At 37.5% G+C, this 20,569-nt stretch carries 17 protein-coding genes; 2 read left to right on the top strand and 15 right to left on the bottom strand.

Going from position 1 to position 20,569, the window contains the following annotated elements:
• Positions 1–86: 86 nt before the first annotated feature.
• The 3 genes from QNH48_RS11910 to QNH48_RS11900 all read right to left on the bottom strand — a co-directional run bounded on the left by QNH48_RS11910 (position 87) and on the right by QNH48_RS11900 (position 1,630).
• A complete protein-coding gene (locus tag QNH48_RS11910; RefSeq protein WP_283955085.1) occupies positions 87–251 on the bottom strand; it encodes a hypothetical protein in 165 nt (54 codons plus the stop codon).
• 195 nt (positions 252–446) lie between these two features.
• Positions 447–896, bottom strand: coding sequence for a hypothetical protein (locus QNH48_RS11905; RefSeq protein WP_283955084.1), 450 nt, complete (start codon positions 894–896; stop codon positions 447–449).
• A complete protein-coding gene (locus QNH48_RS11900; protein ID WP_283955083.1) occupies positions 893–1,630 on the bottom strand; it encodes a YwaF family protein in 738 nt (245 codons plus the stop codon). The genes QNH48_RS11905 and QNH48_RS11900 overlap by 4 nt, the downstream gene beginning before the upstream one ends.
• A 109-nt stretch (positions 1,631–1,739) precedes the next feature.
• Here QNH48_RS11900 and QNH48_RS11895 point away from each other — a divergent pair, with 109 nt between their 5' ends.
• A complete protein-coding gene (locus tag QNH48_RS11895; RefSeq protein WP_283955082.1) occupies positions 1,740–2,057 on the top strand; it encodes an antibiotic biosynthesis monooxygenase family protein in 318 nt (105 codons plus the stop codon).
• Positions 2,058–2,278: 221 nt separating this feature from the next.
• On the opposite strand, the gene QNH48_RS11890 is transcribed toward QNH48_RS11895, so the two are convergent.
• The 7 genes from QNH48_RS11890 to lhgO form a co-directional block, all read right to left on the bottom strand.
• Positions 2,279–5,416, bottom strand: a complete 3,138-nt coding sequence (locus tag QNH48_RS11890; RefSeq protein ID WP_283955081.1) for an SbcC/MukB-like Walker B domain-containing protein — start codon at positions 5,414–5,416, stop codon at positions 2,279–2,281.
• Entirely contained in the window at positions 5,413–6,558 is a 1,146-nt protein-coding gene (locus tag QNH48_RS11885) for an exonuclease SbcCD subunit D (protein ID WP_283955080.1), read from the bottom strand. Before QNH48_RS11885 ends, QNH48_RS11890 begins: the two co-directional genes overlap by 4 nt.
• A gap of 171 nt (positions 6,559–6,729) precedes the next feature.
• Complete coding sequence (locus tag QNH48_RS11880) at positions 6,730–6,930, bottom strand: cold-shock protein (RefSeq protein ID WP_007083969.1); 201 nt, start codon at positions 6,928–6,930, stop codon at positions 6,730–6,732.
• Between the two features lie 250 nt (positions 6,931–7,180).
• The gene (locus QNH48_RS11875) at positions 7,181–8,995 is read right to left on the bottom strand and encodes a TIGR04190 family B12-binding domain/radical SAM domain protein (protein ID WP_283955079.1); all 1,815 of its coding nucleotides are present in this window, start codon (positions 8,993–8,995) and stop codon (positions 7,181–7,183) included.
• Between the two features lie 281 nt (positions 8,996–9,276).
• Positions 9,277–9,609: an ArsR/SmtB family transcription factor gene (locus QNH48_RS11870; protein WP_283955078.1), complete on the bottom strand. Its 333-nt coding sequence runs from the start codon at positions 9,607–9,609 to the stop codon at positions 9,277–9,279.
• Between the two features lie 24 nt (positions 9,610–9,633).
• Entirely contained in the window at positions 9,634–11,382 is a 1,749-nt protein-coding gene (locus QNH48_RS11865; RefSeq protein ID WP_283955077.1) for a SulP family inorganic anion transporter, read from the bottom strand.
• Positions 11,383–11,704: 322 nt separating this feature from the next.
• Positions 11,705–12,910, bottom strand: a complete 1,206-nt coding sequence (gene lhgO, locus QNH48_RS11860) for an L-2-hydroxyglutarate oxidase (RefSeq protein ID WP_283955076.1) — start codon at positions 12,908–12,910, stop codon at positions 11,705–11,707.
• 152 nt (positions 12,911–13,062) lie between these two features.
• Between lhgO and QNH48_RS11855 the strand changes: the two genes are divergently transcribed.
• Entirely contained in the window at positions 13,063–13,770 is a 708-nt protein-coding gene (locus QNH48_RS11855; protein WP_283955075.1) for a FadR/GntR family transcriptional regulator, read from the top strand.
• A gap of 240 nt (positions 13,771–14,010) precedes the next feature.
• Here the strand turns inward: QNH48_RS11855 and QNH48_RS11850 are convergent, their stop codons facing one another.
• The 5 genes from QNH48_RS11850 to QNH48_RS11830 all read right to left on the bottom strand — a co-directional run bounded on the left by QNH48_RS11850 (position 14,011) and on the right by QNH48_RS11830 (position 20,558).
• A complete protein-coding gene (locus QNH48_RS11850; RefSeq protein ID WP_283955074.1) occupies positions 14,011–15,636 on the bottom strand; it encodes a sigma-54-dependent Fis family transcriptional regulator in 1,626 nt (541 codons plus the stop codon).
• Between the two features lie 165 nt (positions 15,637–15,801).
• A complete protein-coding gene (gene lpdA / locus QNH48_RS11845) occupies positions 15,802–17,196 on the bottom strand; it encodes a dihydrolipoyl dehydrogenase (RefSeq protein ID WP_283955073.1) in 1,395 nt (464 codons plus the stop codon).
• 9 nt (positions 17,197–17,205) lie between these two features.
• Positions 17,206–18,507 (bottom strand): dihydrolipoamide acetyltransferase family protein, encoded by a 1,302-nt coding sequence (locus tag QNH48_RS11840; RefSeq protein ID WP_283955072.1) that lies wholly within the window; start codon positions 18,505–18,507, stop codon positions 17,206–17,208.
• An 11-nt stretch (positions 18,508–18,518) separates the two neighbouring features.
• Positions 18,519–19,508, bottom strand: a complete 990-nt coding sequence (locus QNH48_RS11835; RefSeq protein WP_283955071.1) for an alpha-ketoacid dehydrogenase subunit beta — start codon at positions 19,506–19,508, stop codon at positions 18,519–18,521.
• A gap of 60 nt (positions 19,509–19,568) precedes the next feature.
• Positions 19,569–20,558: a thiamine pyrophosphate-dependent dehydrogenase E1 component subunit alpha gene (locus tag QNH48_RS11830; protein ID WP_283955070.1), complete on the bottom strand. Its 990-nt coding sequence runs from the start codon at positions 20,556–20,558 to the stop codon at positions 19,569–19,571.
• Positions 20,559–20,569: the final 11 nt, after the last annotated feature.

Raw genomic sequence — 20,569 nt, 5'->3', positions numbered from 1 at the left:
AGACAACTCTCTTGACCTGCTCATTAAAATTGGCAAGAGAAAGTTTGTTTTCCAGTTACAATCCGGAAAAAACTGAAATAAATAATCTATGTATTAGATTGCAAAATCGTCTGGACAAGGGAAGCCGGAAGACAATAAGCTGGATTGACGACCGAAAAGCCGTTGGATGAGAGAACCCGGAAGCCGATAATGTCGATTAGTGACCAAAATGTTCGAATGCTCGTTGACAGCTTATTTACAATATTCGTCATGTCTTACAATATTAAATCTTCCTTTCCAATTTAGTTAAATTAAATTGTCATTACTCTTGAAAATATGCCTAATATAAGCAAAAGTATGTGCGGACACCAAAAAAACAACTGCTTTTATTTGCGCTTTCACGCCAGATTATGCGCAACAACAAGTCGCGCCCCTCTCAGAACCGTACGTGAATTCAAATCTTTCTTTTATTTAATTGTCTCTAAGTCCATAACAAGCATTTCTTTTGAGTTATCATCATGTACTTTTTGGGCAAAGTCCATTGCAAGCCGATAATACTTATCTGATAAATCAGTTTTACCTATCATAAGTGCTGACCTACTTAATGCTTCATAGGCATACCCAATATAAAAAGGCTCGATATCATTTTCCACACTTACTTCTAAGCTCCGCTCTGCAAAGTAAAAGGATCTCTCACCAAGATTTAATACTGCGTAAACTCTGGAAAGCTGCCAATATCCAATAGATAGATTTTGTAGCGTATGATCCTCTACCTGGGTCCAATGGTAAAATGACGAATGTGTTAGGTGAATCATTTTCTCTTCTTCTAATTTTGTTCGTTCTGATAGTTCAAGATAGTCCCAAACATCATTAAAACAATTTACTGCCATTTGCTTATGGGAAAATGTTGATGTCATTTGTCTACGCCCTTTCTTTTTTCAAATCTATTAATGAACCAGAATGGAAAATACAATAACAAAAAGGTTATTAATGCAATGACCTCTAAAGGAAAAAGATACGATGGCCATGGTCCTAAATAATTCAAAATCGATGGGTTTACTGGCTTTTCGGAGATATACATATAATTTCCTGCAATAAAGTAATTCAATAAAAACACAAAAAAAGTATATAGATTTAAGAACAAAAAAGCTTTCCAAATACTCTTTGCAGTTGGTCTATATTTTTCTACCAATACCATAAATAAATTTGCCACCACGATTCCACCATGCGAAATAAAAAAGTGAACATAACGGAAATGGGGAAACGTATAAGCACTAATATCAGGGGTGAACATTGCCTGCAGAGCGCTTCCAACGCCTGCAAAATAGGTAAATTCAAAAAGACTATAGCTCCTAGTAAGCAGTAAAGCTGCGGATAGGAGGATGGAAATACTGCTTAGATGGAATGGCAGAGAATATTGAATAGTCCACTCTCCTATACGCCATAGCCATACATGCAGACTAATTTCTGAAATAATTAAAGTGGCTGCCAATCCTATTCTGACAATACTATTGAGGGCTGTCTTCCTAAGAAATCTTCTAAATAGAAAGATTAAGACAATTACTCCACCTAAAATAAATATCGTCATCCAATGTGTTTTTGAAAATAAAATAAAGGCATCTTTACCATCTGCTTGAAAATATTTTTCCATTGTATCACCAATGTTTTTATGTCATAAGTCAACGCGCTACAAGCGATTTGTTGACGTTTTTTAGTATATACGGTTATGATGATTACTATAAAAATAAGGAGGCTAATATATGTCTGAACTCGTGTTTATGGCACTATATCGTCCGAAACCTGGAAAAGAGAATGAATTAAAAGAAATCCTTAATGTACATATCCCCGTCCTAAGAGATGAAGGATTAATAACAGAACGTGAATTGCTAACACTTCAAACTGAGGATGGTACAATCATTGAAATAGCGGAATGGAAGTCTAGTGAGGCGATTGACAAGGCACATCAATCTGAAAAAGTCATGGCTGTATGGAATCAAATTGCATTTGTAGCCGAACTGACAAATCTCTCATCCCTAGCAGAAGCGCAATATCCTTTCCCCAATTTTAAAGCCATTTAGGTACAGTAATATAATGAGTACAAAAAACACGAGATTCCCAATGAACTCTCGTGTTTTTTTAAGTGACCATAATCACTACATTTTTTTTATTTTCGGTCACTCAGGACCCGCTTCAGTGACCGAGTACAATACTTTTTTCATCATCAGGTCACTCCGAACACGCTTGAGTGACCATGAGCCCATCTCTATTCACGTTTCGGTCACTCCAAACAACAAACTTATTAATTTGTAAAAATAAATTCCGTCCTGCTCCCGGTTTGCCCTGCTATAACCTCTAGTCTAATATCAATTCGTTCTTTTAGCTCTGGTACATGCGAGATGATACCGACTAAGCGTCCACTGCTTTGGATATCCATCAGTGCTTCAATCGCTTGATCAAGTGATTCAGGGTCCAGCGTTCCAAAGCCCTCATCAATAAACATCGTCTCTAACGAAACTCCGCCTGCATAGTTTTGGACGACATCTGCTAATCCAAGTGCTAATGATAGAGAGGCTTTAAAGCTTTCTCCGCCGGATAAAGTTTTTACATGACGCTCCTGACCAGTATACTGGTCAAAGACAAGCAGCTCTAAGCCACTTTGAACATTCCCCTTCGAACGGTCTGTTTTCCTTAGAAGTTCAAATCGGCCTGCCGTCATTTTCCTTAATCGAACATTTGCCTCCCGCAAAATATCATCTAAGAAAGCAGCAAGTACATAGCGTTCAAACGTAATTCGATAGGTATTTTGTCCTTTAGCAATTTCGTGAAGATGTCCAATCAGCTTATATCGTTCCTCCAACACCTTCATTTGCTCATTAATTCTTTCGACATTGTTGTAAATATCCACATTGTCTCTCTTTTTAACAAATAGATCCGTTCGCTGATTGGTTAGCTCTTCAATTTCACGGGCTAAATTCTCTAAAGAAACTTTTAATCCATCAACATCTGGGGTCTTAATGTCTTGTAAAAGCTCAGTCAATTCTTTTAAGCGGTCTGAAACAGAGCGTAACTCTTCACGATAACTGCGGATTTGACCTTCAAGACTACGGATATCAGCTTCGCTTTTTTTAGCCGAATGGTATTCCCCATAATTAATAAAACCTTGTTCTGCAAGTCTATTAACAAAGAGTTCTTTTTCTGTTTTCAACTCATTCTCTTTGCTAGAGTGGTGTATCACCGCGTCCTGTAATCTGGCAGTTTCAGCAGATTGTTTTTCTTTCACTGCTTGTAATCGCTGCTGCGCCTCTTCGAGCCTTTTGACTAACATTTCATGATGTTTTTTAGATGATGTTAGTGCTGTTTCATAGGCTGCTTCAGTACGAAGATTCTCAGGAATAACCTTCATCATCCTAGTTAAATTCGTTCTCTTCTCAGTAAACTGTACAGTCAATTCTGATACATGTGCTGCAAACTGCTGAATAGCCCTTTGTAATGCTGTTTTTTCCGTATCGCTTTTTTCGATTTCAAGATTAATTTGATCAAGCATTTTAATTTGAGCAGCAAGTATTTTTTGTGATTCAAGTAACTTATTTCTGTTAGAAATCACTTCTGTTTTCGTTAATTGTAAATCCGATTCCTTAAAATCAATCCGATAAGCGTGTATTTCGTTTATAATCTCTTCACACTTTTCCCGTTGTGTTTTTTCAATAGATTGACTTTCAAAGTACTGAGATTCTGCTGCTGATTTTTCTTTTTCCAATAGAACTGCCTGCTGCTTTGCAGCTTTCAGGTCCTTTTCATTAGGGATTAGAGCTTGATTCGTTGAAGCTGGTGAGGGGTGATGCTCTGAACCACAAACTGGACATGCCTCACCACTAGTAAGTCGTGCTGCCAGAAGTGATGCTTGACCATGCAGCCATTGATTCTCCATATCTTCAACTAGTGCCTTTGCATCCAAATATCTAGCGGTTATATTTTCGAACTTACTGGATTTCACTTTAAGATCTTGTACTGCTTCTTGATGGCGTCCCAGGTTAAGTTCATATTTTTCTAGCTTATCAAGTTCGGTCTCCATTTTTTCAATCTGATGGTCATTTTCTAAATATTGTAGCTTACCTTTCTCAATGTCTATCTTTTTGTCGTTTAGTACTTTGATTCGTTCTTCCAAGCTAACTAAATTATTTTCTGCTTTTTGATACTTGTCCTTTTCACTCTTGAGTGAGGCTTCCACAATTGCATACTCTTTTACTAAAGCAGCAAAGGAATAAACATCGTCTCTCATATTTATTAATTGATTAATGGTATCTAGTGCTATTTGCCGTTCACCTTCACGCTCTTGCTCTACCTGCCACAGTTGCTCATATTGATTTGTAAGAACATCTAATTTTTCAATTTCGCTCTGTATAGATGTTACATTTCCCTTCAGTTGGTCCAATTCTCGCTTTAGACGATGGCAAAGCTCTTCTTGCTGTGCCAATAATGCTGCTTTATGCGCAAGTTGTACCTGTTTTTCTTTTTCAGCAAAAACTTCTACTTGTGATTCAAGTTGAATTTTTTCTGTTTTTAATGCTTCTCTTGTTTGAATTTGCTTTAAAATCGTTTCGGCTTCAAATAACTTCCCTTTTAAGGAGTCTTGTTCCAGTTCCTTTTCTTTCAAGCTAATAACTAATTTTTCAAGCAGACTTTCCATACCACTGATTTCGTCCTGCAGTAATGGCATCATGATCATATCGTTAACACTGTCTGCTTCTAAATATCCTTTTAGCTCGTCGTTTGTTACCGTTTGAATACGTCTGAGGTTTTCATTTCTAGTTTGAACCTGCATTTCAACTGAATTCTTCAATTCTGTTGATTCAACCTTCAGCCTATCTTCCACCATTTTATAAATTTGAGTATGGAACAACCGCTGTAAAATAACTTCTTTATCCTTACTGTCGGACGTTAACAGCTTACGAAATTCACCTTGAGGAATCATTAAGATTTGGCGGAACTGGTTGCTGTCAATCAGCATAATTTCCTTAATCTTCTCCTCCACCTCATTGATCTTGGTGGCGATTAATTTCTTTTCACCTTTCTCATCCCAACTATATAATTCCGCTTTGGCTGGTAATGTCGTAAAACCTTCGCCCTTTTCTTTCTTTTTTGGCTGTTGAGGTAAGCGGGTGATCGAATAAACTTTGTTACGGATTGAAAAGTCGAGAGAAACCTCTGTTACCAAATCTGCTCTTGCAAATTGGCTCCTTAATTCGGGGCCGTTGCGGTCTTCGCCGCTTGCTTTTCCATAAATCGCATAACTAATTGCATCAAAAATAGTGGTTTTACCAGATCCGGTTTTACCAGAAATGACAAACATCGTGCGATTCCCCAGCTGAGTGAAATCAATGATTTCAACATCTGCATAAGGGCCAAATGCCTGCATAGTTAGTTTTAATGGTCTCACTTTGTACCCTCCTCACTTAACACTTTTCCAATCACATCAGCCATAACTTCTTTTTTATCGGCGGAAAACTCTGCGGTCGTCATTTCCGCATAAAATTGCTCAAACAAATCAAGCTCGGATTTTTTCTCATTTTGAGTAATGTTAAATGACTGCTTTTTCTTCAAATCCGTAATATCTATTTTCCTTTCAAGATGGAGTACGTTCGGATATATCTGACGTAGTTTATTAATCGGATCAAGTAATGCACCTTCATCTAGCAAGGTAATTTTCAGATAATCATGTAATTTTTGTTTTTCATAAAAATAAGGATCTAGTAACTCCTCTAGATGCCCTTCAAGTTCACGCATGTCATGTGTTGGATTCAAGAACCTAGAGCGATGAGAAAAATTTCCTTTCTCATCCATTTCAATAATGGAAATCGATTTATTTTGCTTTGCTTCTGAAAATGAATACTTTAATAGGGAACCGGAATATTTTACCTTATTATGTTTAATGGCATCGGGACTGTGGAGATGACCCAGTGCCGTATAAGAAAATGGTTCAAAAAGCTCTGCACCTACACAACCAGATCCCCCAACGGATAAAACACGTTCGGAGTCTGAAGTCTGCCCGCCTAAGACAAAGGCATGTCCTACCAACACATTAGGCTCGTTGGGATTCAAATTTTCCTCCATCCTGCCAATCAATGCTTTCATAGCATCCTGATGGGAATGAATCGAATCATCTACAAGAAGTTGTCGTACCACTCCAGGTTCTGCATAAGGTACTAAATAGAAATTGACTCCGTTAACCTGTACTGGCTTAAAGCTATCCGAAAGCTTACCAGATAAATAGAATTGGCTATGCTTATACCAGGAGCTGCCAAATGAAAGACGTTCAGCGCTATCATGGTTTCCTGCAATCGCAACAACAGGCGTTTTTAGCTCAACATTAATTTTAAACAGAATTTCATCTAATAATTCTACTGCGTCTGTTGGCGGAACAGAACGGTCATACAAATCACCGGCAATCACGAGCGCATCCGGCTTTTCTTCCGCAACAATTTCTATAAACTGATTTAGTGCTTCACGCTGATTATCCGTCATATATACACCGTGTACTAACTTTCCTAAATGCCAGTCGGCAGTATGGATAAATTTCATTTTAGTCACCCCATCATTTATTAACTCATAAATACTATTATAGCAAAATACCAACTTAAATGAGGATGGAAAACAAAGCAATTAAAGGCAATACTGGGTTAAGATTATTTCACAAAATGCAAAAAACAGCCCGACGCATTGGTCGGGCTGTTAAATCATTGGCTTCATAAATTACTTTTTAGTTACGTTAGCAGCTTGTGGTCCACGAGCACCTTCAACAACTTCGAAAGATACTTCTTGACCTTCTTCTAAAGTTTTGAAACCTTCAGTTTGGATAGCGGAATAGTGAACAAATACGTCGTTTCCATCTTCAGCTTCGATAAATCCGAAACCTTTTTCAGAGTTGAACCATTTTACTTTACCGTTTTTCATGTAAAAAAATCCTCCTATTGGCTTAGATTAAGCCATGTGTGAAATTCACCAAATTACAACGTGATAGCTTTACTTCCACTTTCTTATCCAAACTTCAGTTAAAACTTGAACAAGCTTTGTAACATAAATCTAATCTCGTGCAACGGCTGACTAAAATTTAACATTTTTCAGATTTATAGTCAATAAAATACGATAGACAAAAGCCTACAAAATTCGGGGTTTGTAGTGTTTTTGGGGTGTTTGTATGACCTTACTTTTCGTGCTGATTACTGCTACGATTTGTATCCATAACTTGATTCCTGTCAATCCTGCCAAATTTACATTTTATATCCTTTACGACATCTTTAATAAGTAATTCCAAACCAATATAGGTTAGTGATCGGTAGTTTGCAAACAGCTTTTTGACTTCCCATTTCAGTTCATTCTCTCCACAAATACTGTGTCGATTGATTTGATCCACTTCTTTCTTTATTATGGAAAGCTCTTTTAGTTTTTCATCCTCTGGCAGGAGCTCCAGTGCGTCAAGTCTGGTAAGGAACTCGACTGACTTATCTATTTTCAGCCTAACCTCATCATGAACATCTTTTGCAATAATAAGATTCTTGTATTTAAATTCATTTAACTTTAAAGCTGAATCATAAGTCGCTTTTACAATTTCCTCTCTTGTCATGCTGTTAGTTTCATAGCTAAGCATATTTTTCCAGGATGGTTGTTTCATAGCTTCTCGGAAGTCTTCTAGTTTGTTACAGAATTTTTTATAACCATATTTTTCTGGGTTTTCAAACGCCGGACTTCCAGGATCAAGAAATGGCGAAAGTGGTGCAACAAAGTACGAAATATTCGAAGCTCTACCACATTCTTTGTGAATTTTTTCACAAAAATCAACATTTCTCATCGCACTTTCATACGTTTGATTGGGTATACCCGTCATGAAAAATAAGTCAATTTTAGTGCATCCATGCTTTAACGCATATTGGAGCATGTCTATTACCTTGGCATTTGTACAAGGCAGTTTGCCATTATATTTACGGATATTTTCATCAGCCGATTCAAGGGTAAGCTCGATACTGTACTTTGGCATTGCCTTATTTAATCTTTCAAAAAATTTCTCATCTGCATAATTAAACAATTCGAAGACCATTTCGTTCTTTAACTTCATTTTTGCTAAGCCGTCTAGGAACTCATCAACGTACTCCTTGCCCCCTTGCCTTATATCATTCAAAAGAAAAATAGGTGCACCTGTGAATCTTTGAATTAAAGCAATATCTTCGAGCATTTTTTGTGGAGAACGCATGACTAACTTCTTCCGATTACAGTTTAACTCATAGGCATCTTTGGAACCGCCGCAGATTAAACAATTATAATTACAGCCTTTAGAAGTTAATATAGCTGTATTTGGATATTGCATCCATCCTTTGTATGGCAATGGGTCTAATAGATTAAAATATTTAAAGACTGAGCCTATAACATAGCGATAACCTGGCAAATTAAACTCATCGAGACTATCTGGAACATAGGTAATTTCGTTATAAAAATATTCATAATTTCGCTTCCAGGTTAGATTAGGAATATCAGCAAATCCCGATACATCCTTCTTCTCCAACTTATTTAGCTGCATTAGGATTAATTTTTCAGTTGTATCACCGCGGACAACAAAATCTATACAAGGATATTCTATTAATTCTTTATGAAAATACGTGCTGGAAAGCCCCCCGAACATAACCGGTGTATTAGGATGATACTTCTTAACGATTTTTGCTAATTCCACACCTCCATGCGCATGAGGAAGCCAGTGGAGGTCAATCCCAAATGCCTTTGCTTTTATATTCTTAATTTTTTTCTCAACATCAAAATTCGGATTTAAAAGCATTCGATTCGCGATATTGACAATCTTCACTTTTAATCCAAATCGTTCAAGATAATCCCCGATACTAGTTAAACCAATCGGGTACATTTCAAAAACGGGTGATGAGGGAACCACATCGCTGATTGGACCGGTAAATAGCATTTCTTTTCTGAAATCGTAGACTGTAGGCGGATGCAGCAGTACCAAGTCGTAAATCATTGGATCACTTCCTAAATTCATAATATTTGTATACACCTTTATAGTAATATAGAAATCAAGGAAAAAGATGGTTCAAATATTACAGTTAATTGATTTTTAAAAAAACAAGATATTCCTAGGGTTAAACATAAAAATAACCGAGGAAAATTAATTCTTCGGCATGGTTACTTGAGGGGCATCCGAGGGTGTCATGACCTTTCCAACGTAGTCTGCAAGAGACTGAGGGTAGTCAATAAGGGCTTTTTACAAGCCCCCACTTCAACCGTTAGGTAAGTGGTGGGTTATTGACCCTCGTCTCTGAACTTATCTAATATCGTAATCGCGTCCACAAGATGATTGTTAAAAATTTGTCGAGCAACGGCTAGCAGTTCAACAATCATTGGATCTTTAAGCGTATAAATGACTTTATTTCCTTCTTTTGTTCCCGAGACAATATTCTTCGCTCTTAAAATCGTTAACTGCTGTGAAACAGCAGATCCCTCACTGCCAACAAGGGTTTGAATTTCATTTACATTCTTATCCCCTTCAGCTAGCAGCTCCAATATGCGGATTCTCAGAGGATGTGCAAGAGCTTTGAAAAATTCCGCCTTAAATTGCTGCATTTCAAGATTCAATCCATTCACGTCCTTAATCCCGTTCTAGTAAGTAGCCGAGAGCTTCTGTTTACTGCTTTCCATTACTTCTTGTGCCGAAAGCTTCTTACACTCTTTAAATGCGAAGTGTTTACAGCCAAGACATTTATTGCGATCCAGTTCAGATAATGCAAATTGAATGGCGTCACCTGTGTGTTCAAAGAAATGCTCTTGACCAATCACATCATATAAGCCCGTACTTTTCAAAACATTTTTGGGCTGTTCCTTTATTCCCGATATAATCACTATACCATTTTTTGAAAAATGGGACACAATACTAGCCAAATTGGCCTCACCCGTTGTATCCATAAATGGCACCCTGCTCATCCGTAATAAAAGAATTTTAGGACGATAGTTTATCGTATTCATAATCGATGTTTCAAAGGTTTGCGCAGCTCCAAAGAATAATGGACCCTCTACATTATAAATACTTACTTGAGGGCAATCATGCGTATCAGATACGATTTGAGACTCGACCTTTGCATGTTTATGCTCAAGGTTTGGCAATGCCTTTGCAGTGGTCATCAGATTGCTCATTCTCATTGTAAATAGAACTGCAGCCATGACTAAACCGACTTCAACCGCCGTTGTCAAATTAACAAAAACCGTTAACAAAAAGGTTACGACTAAGACAAGCGAATCAGTAGACTTTGTTTTTAATATATGTGCAAATACTTTGCGTTCACTCATATTCCAGGCAACAACCATTAGAATAGGTGCCATGCTTGCCAGCGGAATATAGGATGCAAATGGAGCGAAAAACATTAATACAAGTAATACTACAATCCCGTGAATAATCCCTGATAATGGGGAAACAGCCCCATTTTTAATATTCGTAGCTGTCCTGGCAATAGCCCCTGTTGCCGGTATTCCTCCAAAAAGTGGTGTAACCATATTGGCAATCCCTTGACCAATTAGTTCCTTGTTGCTGTTATGCTTACTATTCGTCATCCCGTCTGCCACAACGGCTGAAAGTAAGGATTCAATCCCGCCGAGCATCGCAATGATAAATGCTGGTTTTAATAGAGTAATAATCATTTCAAAGCTCAAATTAGGTTTTTGGAGTTGTGGCAATGAACTTGGAATTTGTCCATATGCACTGCCAATCGTTGCTACTTGCCCTGGATAAAGCAAGGTTGCAATCATAGTTGAAACAACTAATCCAATCAGTGGTCCTGGGACCTTAGGGGCAATCATAGGTGTCAGTATAATGGTTGCTAAACATATGACAGCTGTTAGGATGCTCAAAAGGTTAATAGTATCAATGTTAATGATAAGTTCGTTTAGATTGTTGATAAATTCTTCGTGTTTCTTAATCCCCGTCAACCCTAGGAAACTAGCAATTTGTCCGGTAAAAATGGTAATCGCAATCCCCGTTGTAAATCCAATGGTTACAGGTCTTGGGATAAATTTTATTAATGATCCCATTTTGAAAATTCCCATTAAAACCAGCATGATCCCGGCTAAAAATCCTGCTATTAACAAATTTTCGTATCCGTACGTCATGACGATTCCAAATAAAATCGGAATAAACGCACCAGTTGGACCGCCGATTTGGTACTTCGAGCCTCCAAAAAGGGAAATGAGGATTCCGGCAACAATTGTTGTGTAGATTCCATATTCCGGCTTCACCCCTGAAGCAATCGCGAAGGCCATCCCAAGAGGTATGGCAATTACACCGACAATGAGTCCTGATAGGACATCCTTTGGTACATTACTTAAGGAATATTGATGGAATCTTTTGTCACTAAACATATGAACCCTTCTTATCTTTTAAATTTGTATATCTGATTATTTGAATATATAGGAATATGTATCAATAATCAAGTCATTTGTTTTAAAAATATTTCCAGTTGTATTGTCCCCTTCCACTGTGGTATATTTATTGAGCGATGAGCTGAGTTGTGTAAGTCGAGAAACATTCCTTTTTGGAGCGCACTATGTGGAGTGTGGTTTTTCGCCTCAATACGCAAAGACGCCTGCTATATGCAGGCGTCTTTTTTCCCTTATTTACATTAAAATAGATTTATTTAAGAAGGGGTTGTTCCAACATTGCGGAACAACCCCTTCCTTTATTCTATACAACTAACAATGAATCAATATAAGTAACGATTTCTTCACCGATAGCCATGGATGCAGTGGCTGCAGGTGATGGAGCATTACAAACATGAATGGATCGCTTGCTTTTTATAATCATAAAATCATCTACTAGCTTACCATCAATTGTTAACGCTTGAGCACGCACTCCCGCCTCAGTTGTGACGAGATCCTCTTTCGCAATCGCAGGTACGAGTCTTTGCAACGATTCAAGGAACTTTTGCTTACTAACAGAGCGATGCATCTCCCCTAAGCCATACTTTAAATACTGTTTCGCAATCTTCCAAAATGCAGGATATGATAATATTTCAAGGAGATCGTTCACATTTAAGTCTGTCTTTTTATACCCTTCTCGTTTAAAAGCTAATACCGCATTTGGACCAACATGAATTTCACCATTTATCATTCTCGTTATGTGGACACCTAGGAACGGAAATTGTGGATCTGGTACTGGATAAATTAAGTTATTTACTAAATGAGACTTTGACTCTTTTAGCTTATAATACTCACCTCTAAAAGGAACAATCTTCATTTTAGGGTCCACACCAGCCATCTTTGTTATTCGATCGCTAAAAAGCCCAGCACAGTTGATAAAATATTTCGTGCGAAATACACCATGATCTGTAACAACTTCAATTTCATCATCTTTTTCTCTAATATCGACAACCTTCGTATTCAGCTTAAGCTCTCCACCATTTTCCAGATAATCCTTTGCATAGGATTCTGATACTTGCTTATAGTTAACAATCCCTGCCATTGGTACCTTTATTGCAGAAATCCCATTTACATTTGGTTCGATTTCCTTCATCTCATCGTAATTAACCATTTCAACCGGTAGACCATTCTCTAAACCTCGTTTATAAAGTTTCTCTAATTCTACTAATTCAGTTTCTTCTGTAGCAACGATTAATTTTCCACAAATATCATAATGAATGGAGTTCTTTTCACAATACTCAATTAACTTTTTTCCACCCTCTCTGGCAAAACGAGCTTTTAAACTTCCTGGTTTATAATAGATACCTGAGTGTATAACCCCACTATTTCTACCCGTTTGATGTGCAGCCAGGCTAGGCTCTTTTTCTACTATAAGTACTTTTGCACGCGGATGCTTCTTAATTAGTGCATATCCCGTTGAAAGTCCAACAATCCCTCCACCTACAATCATGTAATCATAGACCATTTCCATTCCCCCAACATCCAATTTGTATGACAACTTTATTAATAATTGACAAAATTATTCTTGTTGTTTATGATTATATTGATAATTTTAAGATATTTCATTGTATTTTTCAATAAAAACAATAAAATCTGTATGACAAATTTTAAAGGATAAAAGATATGAAAAATGATAAGAAGAAGTTATCCCAAATCATTATTAAGGACATCATTACAAAAATTCAGGATGGTGTATACTCACGCCAATCCAGACTCCCTTCTGAAATGGAATTGGCAAGAACGTATAATGTGGGACGTTCAACGGTTCGGGAAGCATTAGGTGTTTTAAAATCTTATGGAGTGATCTCTTCGCTTAAGGGTGGAGGACATTTTTTAGAGGATATTGATTTAACTTTTTTAATTACGACCTTTGAATTAGACACTGAAGAGTATATGAGAATCAAATATTTATTGGAATTACGATTTACATTAGAATCGGAAGCAGCCTATTTAGCTGCGGAGAGGAAAACAGAGGAAGACCTGACAGAGCTACAAAAGGCATTAGATAGTATTAAATCGACATTATCATCACCTGATTTACCAGGGCAGGAGGAAGATTTCCAATTCCATAAAGCGTTGATCCAAGCTACACATAATCCCTTCATGATTAAAGTATTAGATGATTTATCAGAATGGTACCAAGAAGCACTCTCTCTCACACTTAAACAAAATATTGGGTTGATTGGAAAAAGACAATCCGTATACAAAGAACACGAGGATATCTTCAATGCAATTAAGGAAGGAAAACCAAAGCTAGCAAAGGTTCTCACAACCATGCACTTAGATAGCGTTCAAAAAAAATTAAATTACTTATTTTGGATGAAGGAGTAAGAGCGTGGGGCCTGACCCTAATGTCATCAATTAAATCCCACAAAATGAGAATTATTAAAAGTGTCAAAAAATAGTCAGAAAAGGCACAAAAACCCTATTGACTTTTCAAAATCACCATAATATTCGACTTGAATACCAGTTTTTGGTATAACTTTCGAGAAGTGGTGATTTTTTATGGAAAAAAAAGTGTTATTTTTTGTAAAGTTATCTTTATGACATTGAGGTCAGGCCCCTTTTCTATCAAACTTCTATTTGTTCTTGCTGTTCTATGTTATAATCTTTAATTTTTTTGTATAGTGTTTTTCTCGTTATTCCTAATACCTTTGAGACTTTTGTGATGTTTCCTTCAAAGACATCGAGTGCTTTTTTTATTGATTCTTTTTCCATGTTTTCTAATGTTGTGATGTCATCTTTATTTGTATTTACAAATAAATGGTCGATAATTTTTTTAGGAAAGTGTTCCAGATTTATTTTTTGTCCTTGTGATAACACAATGGCACTTTCAATATTATTCTCCAATTCTCTTATATTCCCTGGCCAGTGGTAGGATTTTAAATAAATGAAAATCGAACGATCATATTCAGGGACTTTCACACCTAATTTTTCCGCAATCTTATTTAAGAGATATTCGAATAAATCCGGAATATCCTCAGGTCGTTTTCGAAGTGGTGGAATATGAATCGTAATAATCCCTAATCGATAATATAGATCCTCTCTAAATTCTTTTTTCTCCACTAATTCTTCAAGCCGTTGGTTCGATGCAGCCATTACTCTTACATCAATAGGAATTGGTTCACTTCCCCCAACTCGGCTAATTTCATTTTGCTGCAGGACACGAAGTAATTTTACTTGCATATCTTTTGACATACTATTAATCTCATCTAAGAAGATGGTTCCACCATTTGCCAATTCAAACTTTCCCGGTTTCCCACCCTTTTTGGCTCCAGTAAAAGCACCATCCTCATAGCCAAACAATTCACTTTCTATTAACTGTTCAGGTACGGCCCCACAATTGATCGCAATAAACGGACCATTTACCCGTTCGCTTTCATTATGAATCGCTTGTACAATCAATTCTTTACCTGTCCCACTTTCACCTTCTACGACCACTCTTGTTTGAGTTTTGGAAACGATTTTCCCCATTTCAATGGCATGCTGGATGGCATCACTTTTTCCGATGATATCGTTAAACGAAAAAAGATTTGTAGAGGACTTACGCTGATTTTTTTCTTTTCCATAGATTTTTTCTTTATAGGCTAGTTCCTTTTCGATTGCTCTAGCTAACGAAATAACCATCCCTAATGTATGGGTATGCTTTAATGAAAAATGACCAGAAAGTGTCAGCACTCCAATCAAATTACCAAAAATATCGTGAATGGGTGCTGATGCACATGTCCATTGATGGAAGTTTACATTGTAATGCTCTGGGCCAGCTAATTGAAAAGGCTTTCCAGTTGTAATAGCTAAACTAATAGCATTCGTTCCAGCGCTTTCAGCCCGGTTAGCTCCCACCACAAAATTATTTTTTACTGCTAGATTTAAAGCCTCTCTTCCACCTCTAAGATCTAATACGTTTCCTTTAGAGTCAGTTAGGACAAAAATAAAATTTGTTTCCTTCGTTAGCTCCGTAATGAGCTTGATAAAAGGGGCAACGATATTAATTAAAAACTGATTTTCTTTTAGTAGTTTATTAATTTCAGCTTCTGATAGTACTAATGGCTTCTTAAAAGGATTTACATTATTATTTCGACATCGAATCCAAGAGTCTGCAACCTCCTTCCTTAATAGGGTAACATCCTTTCCACCATTAATAAACTTCTCCCACTTATTATATAATTCCTTGTAAGTAAACTCTGTTCTCTTCATATCAACCAACCTTTTCTAGTAAAGTTCTCACAAACGAAAATATAAAATTAGAAATATATGTATTGTTACATTATGGAAACCTTTATCATAATAATAACAAAATTCAAAAACTAAAAAAAGGCTAACATGCTTGTTCTTTGTTGAACAAGCTGTCTGCCTTACCTTTTACTTCAAATTTACAAGTGTATTCTTTTTATGTAACCAAGCCCTTGCTGCTTCCCATATCCCTTCTGATAGAGTTGGGTGTGGGTGGATTAATTCTGCTAGTTCATTTACGGTTCCTTCTAGAAGGATAAATGAAGAAGCCTCAGTTACTATTTCTGTTACATGAGGACCTACCATAACAACACCTAGGATTTCCCCATATGTTTCCTCTACAATTAATTTAATGAACCCAATCCGTTCGTCCATGGCCATTGCCTTTCCACTTGCTGATAATGGGAATTTTTCAACGCGGATTGGTAAACCACTTGCTTGTGCTTCGTTCTCGGTTAAACCCACACTTGCAATTTCTGGTGAAGAATAAATACAACGAGGGACAGCCTTATAATTTACTTCTTTAAATATCTCACAAGCATTTGAGGCTGCCACAATGCCTTCAGCACTTGCGACATGTGCCAATTGCCAGCCACCAATGACATCACCTACTGCAAAAACATTTGGAAAGCTTGTTTTCATTTGCTTGTTTACTGCGATAAACGGACCATTCATGGTAAGGTTCAACTCAGAAACAGCAGAAATATTTGGTTTTCGGCCAGAAGCGATTAAAACCTGGTCAGCTTGAATTGAAATATGCTCTCCACTACTTAGTTTGACACGAATGAGCTTTCCATTATCACCCTCGGAAATTTCATTAACTCCAGAAGATGTTAAAATGTTAACCTTTTTCTTTTTCAATTCCTTTGAAATTAAAGCGGCTACTTCTTCATCTTCGCCTGGAATTAGACCATCTGCCATTTCGATAATCGTAACCTCAACGTTTAATGCTGAAAAAATACAAGCAAATTCAAGTCCAATGACTCCCCCACCAACAATTACAAGTGAGGATGGAAGGGACTCCATATCAAAAATGGTATCACTAGTATGATATGTGACATTATCAAGACCCTTTATCGAAGGCACTGCAGGTCGAGAGCCTGTCGCAATAATAACACGATCCGCTGAAATCGTCTCAGACCCATTTGGATTTTCAATTGTGATTTGTTTATTTGTATGTACGACTGCCGTTCCATTATAGATGTCGACATTCGCTTGGTTTAATAGGGACTCTACGCCTTTACGTAAGCTTTCGACAACCTTTGTTTTACGTTTCATCATTTTCTCAAATGAAATTGTAAAGTTTTCGTATTCAATACCCCATCTTTTCGCCTTTTCCATTAATTCAATCACTTCAGAATGTCTAAGAAGTGTTTTAGAAGGGATACAACCTGTATTTAAACATGTACCACCGAGATATTTATTTTCAATAATGGCAACTGATTGACTATATTTGGCTGCTTCTTCTGCAGCAACATATCCTCCAGGTCCACCACCAATAACTACAACTTCATAATTTTTCATATAGACACCTCAAACCATCAATTCATAAGGATTTTCAAGTATTTCTTTTAAATCGGTTAAGAAATGTGCTGCAGGTGCACCATCAATCACACGATGATCAAATGAGAGGCTTAATGCCATTTGAGGTCTAGACACAATTGCTCCATCCACACTAACCACCTGCTCCTGGATTCGACCCACTCCTAATATAGCAGACTCAGGTTGGTTAATAATTGGTGTAAACGAATCGACTGCATACATGCCTAAGTTACTTATTGTAAAAGTCCCTCCAGAAAAGTCATCAGTTGTAAGTCTATTTTCTCTAGCATTTTTCGCTAGCTTTTTACTTTCGACAGTTAGTTCTAGTAGACCCTTTTGGTCTGCATTACGAATAACAGGAACAACGAGTCCATTTGGAATGGCCACGGCTATCCCGATATTAATATCCGAATGAAGATCAATTTTCTTCCCATTTAGAGAAGCATTGACCATTGGATGGCTCATTAAGGCGTGAGCGACACTCTTAATTAATATCTCTGTATAGGAAAGTCGGAAGCCTGTTCTGCTTAGGATTTTTTCAAGCAGCATCTTTCTTAGTTCGATCGCCTTTGTCATATCAATGGTTGTATGTAGAGTCACATGTGGAACTGTAGCCGAGCTTTGTGCCATGCGTTCTCCGACAACTTTTCTTATCCCATTATAGCTGACCGAATTAGATTTGTTACGCGTCAATTCTTTAGTTACATCTTCCTTTACTATTTTAGTAGAAGAAGGTTGAAGTGTATTAATATCAATTTGTTGGACACTCGCAATCTTTTTAGCTAGAGGAGTAATTTTCGCCTTCTGACCCTCGAGGAATAATTCGACGTCTCTAACTTGGATTCGGTTATTTGGACCGGTCCCATGTACCAGATGTAAATCGATACCATGTGCTTTTGCTAATTTGAGAGCTGCTGGAGTTCGGCGAATTTTTCCAGTCAACGTTTTAGTTGAAACTGTGGTATTCAATGCTTGCTGAGCTTGTGTATTGTTATCTTCCTTTACCACTTCAGACTGAACGTTTCTATTTGATGTCTTTTCTACAATTTCCTCGCCTGTTTCACCTATATAAGCAATCGTTTCTAATACTGGGACTTCAGAATCAACTTCATATAATTTTTTTAGTAGAACACCCTGACTCGGTGCTTCTACCTCTATATTAATTTTATCTGTCATGATTTCGAGAATGGGTTCACCAACCGTAACCTGGTCTCCTTCTTCCTTTAACCATTCAATAATGGTGCCCTTTTCCATTGTTGCGCCAAGCTTTGGCATTTGAAGTTCTACTGCCATACGATCACCTCCTATATCGTCACGGGTGCTATTGTTGACTTAACCGCTATAATAATATCCTCCACCTGGGGGACTGCTTGCTTTTCAAGATTCATATTATAAGGCATTGGAACAGCCTTTCCACCTAATCGAACGACAGGAGCATCTAAATAATCAAATGCTTCACTTTCATTAATTAAGCTAGCAATTTCTGCACCATATCCGCCTCTTTGAACGGCCTCATACACAACCACAGCACGACTCGTTTTCTTAACCGATTCTACAATTGTATCGATGTCCAAAGGTACTAATGTACGTGGATCAATTACTTCCACACTAATTCCTTGCTTTTCAAGCTCCTCTGCAGCCTGTAATGCTCGGTGAACCATAATTGATGTAGCAACAACGGTTACATCTGTTCCCTCACGTTTTACATCTGCTTTTCCTAATGGGATTGAATAAGTTTCCTCAGGAACTTCACCCTTTAATCCATATAGAAGCTTATGCTCATAAAATATAACAGGATTGTTATCGTCCAGTGCAGCCTTAAACAAGCCTTTTGCATCATATGGTGTGGATGGTTGAACAACCTTCAGTCCTGGAATATGGGCTGTCCAGGCTTCAAGGCTTTGGGAATGCTGCGCAGCAAATCCAGCACCAGATCCTCCAGGAGTTCGAACAACAATTGGAATACTTCCTTTTCCACCATTCATATATCGCAATTTAGCAGCTTGATTCACGATATTATCCATTGCAATGGTGATAAAATCAGAAAACTGCAATTCAAGTATAGGTCTCATCCCGGTTAATGCAGAGCCTACCGCTACACCACTTATAGCACTTTCAGAGATTGGTGTACTCATTACGTTCTCACGGCCTAGTTCCTCCTCCATACCATTTGTTAGACCAAATGCTCCACCGTAAATCCCAATATCTTCGCCTAAAATATACACATCTTCATTTGCTTTTATTTCTTGTGTCATGGCTTCTCTAATAGCTTCTGCATAAGTGATTTTACGCATGATTACGCCTCCCTATTTTCACGGTTTATATCAGAGAATAAAAGATTGATAGCCTTAGCTTTATGCAAATACATCTTCCTCAAGAGTATCAAGTGATGGTTCTGGGCTATTTTCCGCAAATGCTACTGCCTCTTCCACTTCTTTTTTTACTTGCGCTTCAAGTTCTTCAATTTCAGCTTCTGTTAGGACATGCGCATTCAATAATTTTTCTTTGAATTTTTTGATACCATCTTTATTTTGGATCCAATCCTGTTCCTCTTCACGGGTTCTATATTTTCTTGCATCACTCTTAGAATGCCCTCTCCATCTATATGTCTTCGCTTCAATGAGAGTTGGCCCTTCTCCTCTTTTCGCACGTTCAACTGCCTTTTTTGTTACCTCATATACCTTCAGCACATCCGTTCCATCTACCACTTCACCCGGAATCCCGTACGCTACTGCTCGATCTGCAAGATTTTCAATATTTGTCATTTGCTTAATGTTACCCGACATTCCATAATGATTGTTTTCACAGAAAAAGATAACTGGCAGTTTCCAAATAGATGCAATGTTTAAGGCTTCATGGAAGCTTCCTTCATTTGTTGCACCATCTCCGAAGAAGCTCACGACAACATATCCTAAATTCTTTTTGACAGAGGTCAGTGCAGCACCACACGCGATAGGTAAACCACCCGCAACAATTCCATTTGCCCCTAAGTTTCCTTTGTCTAGGTCCGCAATATGCATGGAGCCGCCTTTTCCTTTACAATGTCCAGTCGCTTTCCCAAGCAGCTCTGCCATCATTTTGGGAACATCCGTACCTTTTGCAATACAGTGGCCGTGTCCACGATGTGTACTCGTAATTTTATCTTCATTTGTTAATGTTGTAATGGCTCCAACTGCCGTTGGCTCCTGACCAATACATAAATGCATTGTTCCATGAATTTTCCCTTGCATAAAAAGTCGCTCAACAGCTTCCTCGAATGTTCGGATAAGCATCAATTGATAGAGCATATCCTGAAGCTTTTCTTTCCCGATATCTGTTATTACATTTGCATAACTAGTTTCCATTAGCAAAACCA

Source organism: Neobacillus sp. YX16 (assembly GCF_030123505.1).
In the GTDB taxonomy this organism is placed as follows: domain Bacteria; phylum Bacillota; class Bacilli; order Bacillales; family Cytobacillaceae; genus Neobacillus.
This window is presented reverse-complemented; position numbering and strand designations above follow the sequence as displayed.

Coding starts and splice junctions, on each gene's coding strand:
- QNH48_RS11910 (WP_283955085.1), bottom strand. CDS start 251: ATGACGAATATTGTAAATAAGCTGTCAACGAGCATTCGAACATTTTGG.
- QNH48_RS11905 (WP_283955084.1), bottom strand. CDS start 896: ATGACATCAACATTTTCCCATAAGCAAATGGCAGTAAATTGTTTTAAT.
- QNH48_RS11900 (WP_283955083.1), bottom strand. CDS start 1,630: ATGGAAAAATATTTTCAAGCAGATGGTAAAGATGCCTTTATTTTATTT.
- QNH48_RS11895 (WP_283955082.1), top strand. CDS start 1,740: ATGTCTGAACTCGTGTTTATGGCACTATATCGTCCGAAACCTGGAAAA.
- QNH48_RS11885 (WP_283955080.1), bottom strand. CDS start 6,558: ATGAAATTTATCCATACTGCCGACTGGCATTTAGGAAAGTTAGTACAC.
- QNH48_RS11880 (WP_007083969.1), bottom strand. CDS start 6,930: ATGAAAAACGGTAAAGTAAAATGGTTCAACTCTGAAAAAGGTTTCGGA.
- QNH48_RS11875 (WP_283955079.1), bottom strand. CDS start 8,995: ATGATTTACGACTTGGTACTGCTGCATCCGCCTACAGTCTACGATTTC.
- QNH48_RS11865 (WP_283955077.1), bottom strand. CDS start 11,382: ATGTTTAGTGACAAAAGATTCCATCAATATTCCTTAAGTAATGTACCA.
- lhgO (WP_283955076.1), bottom strand. CDS start 12,910: ATGGAAATGGTCTATGATTACATGATTGTAGGTGGAGGGATTGTTGGA.
- QNH48_RS11855 (WP_283955075.1), top strand. CDS start 13,063: ATGAAAAATGATAAGAAGAAGTTATCCCAAATCATTATTAAGGACATC.
- QNH48_RS11850 (WP_283955074.1), bottom strand. CDS start 15,636: ATGAAGAGAACAGAGTTTACTTACAAGGAATTATATAATAAGTGGGAG.
- lpdA (WP_283955073.1), bottom strand. CDS start 17,196: ATGAAAAATTATGAAGTTGTAGTTATTGGTGGTGGACCTGGAGGATAT.
- QNH48_RS11840 (WP_283955072.1), bottom strand. CDS start 18,507: ATGGCAGTAGAACTTCAAATGCCAAAGCTTGGCGCAACAATGGAAAAG.
- QNH48_RS11835 (WP_283955071.1), bottom strand. CDS start 19,508: ATGCGTAAAATCACTTATGCAGAAGCTATTAGAGAAGCCATGACACAA.
- QNH48_RS11830 (WP_283955070.1), bottom strand. CDS start 20,558: ATGGAAACTAGTTATGCAAATGTAATAACAGATATCGGGAAAGAAAAG.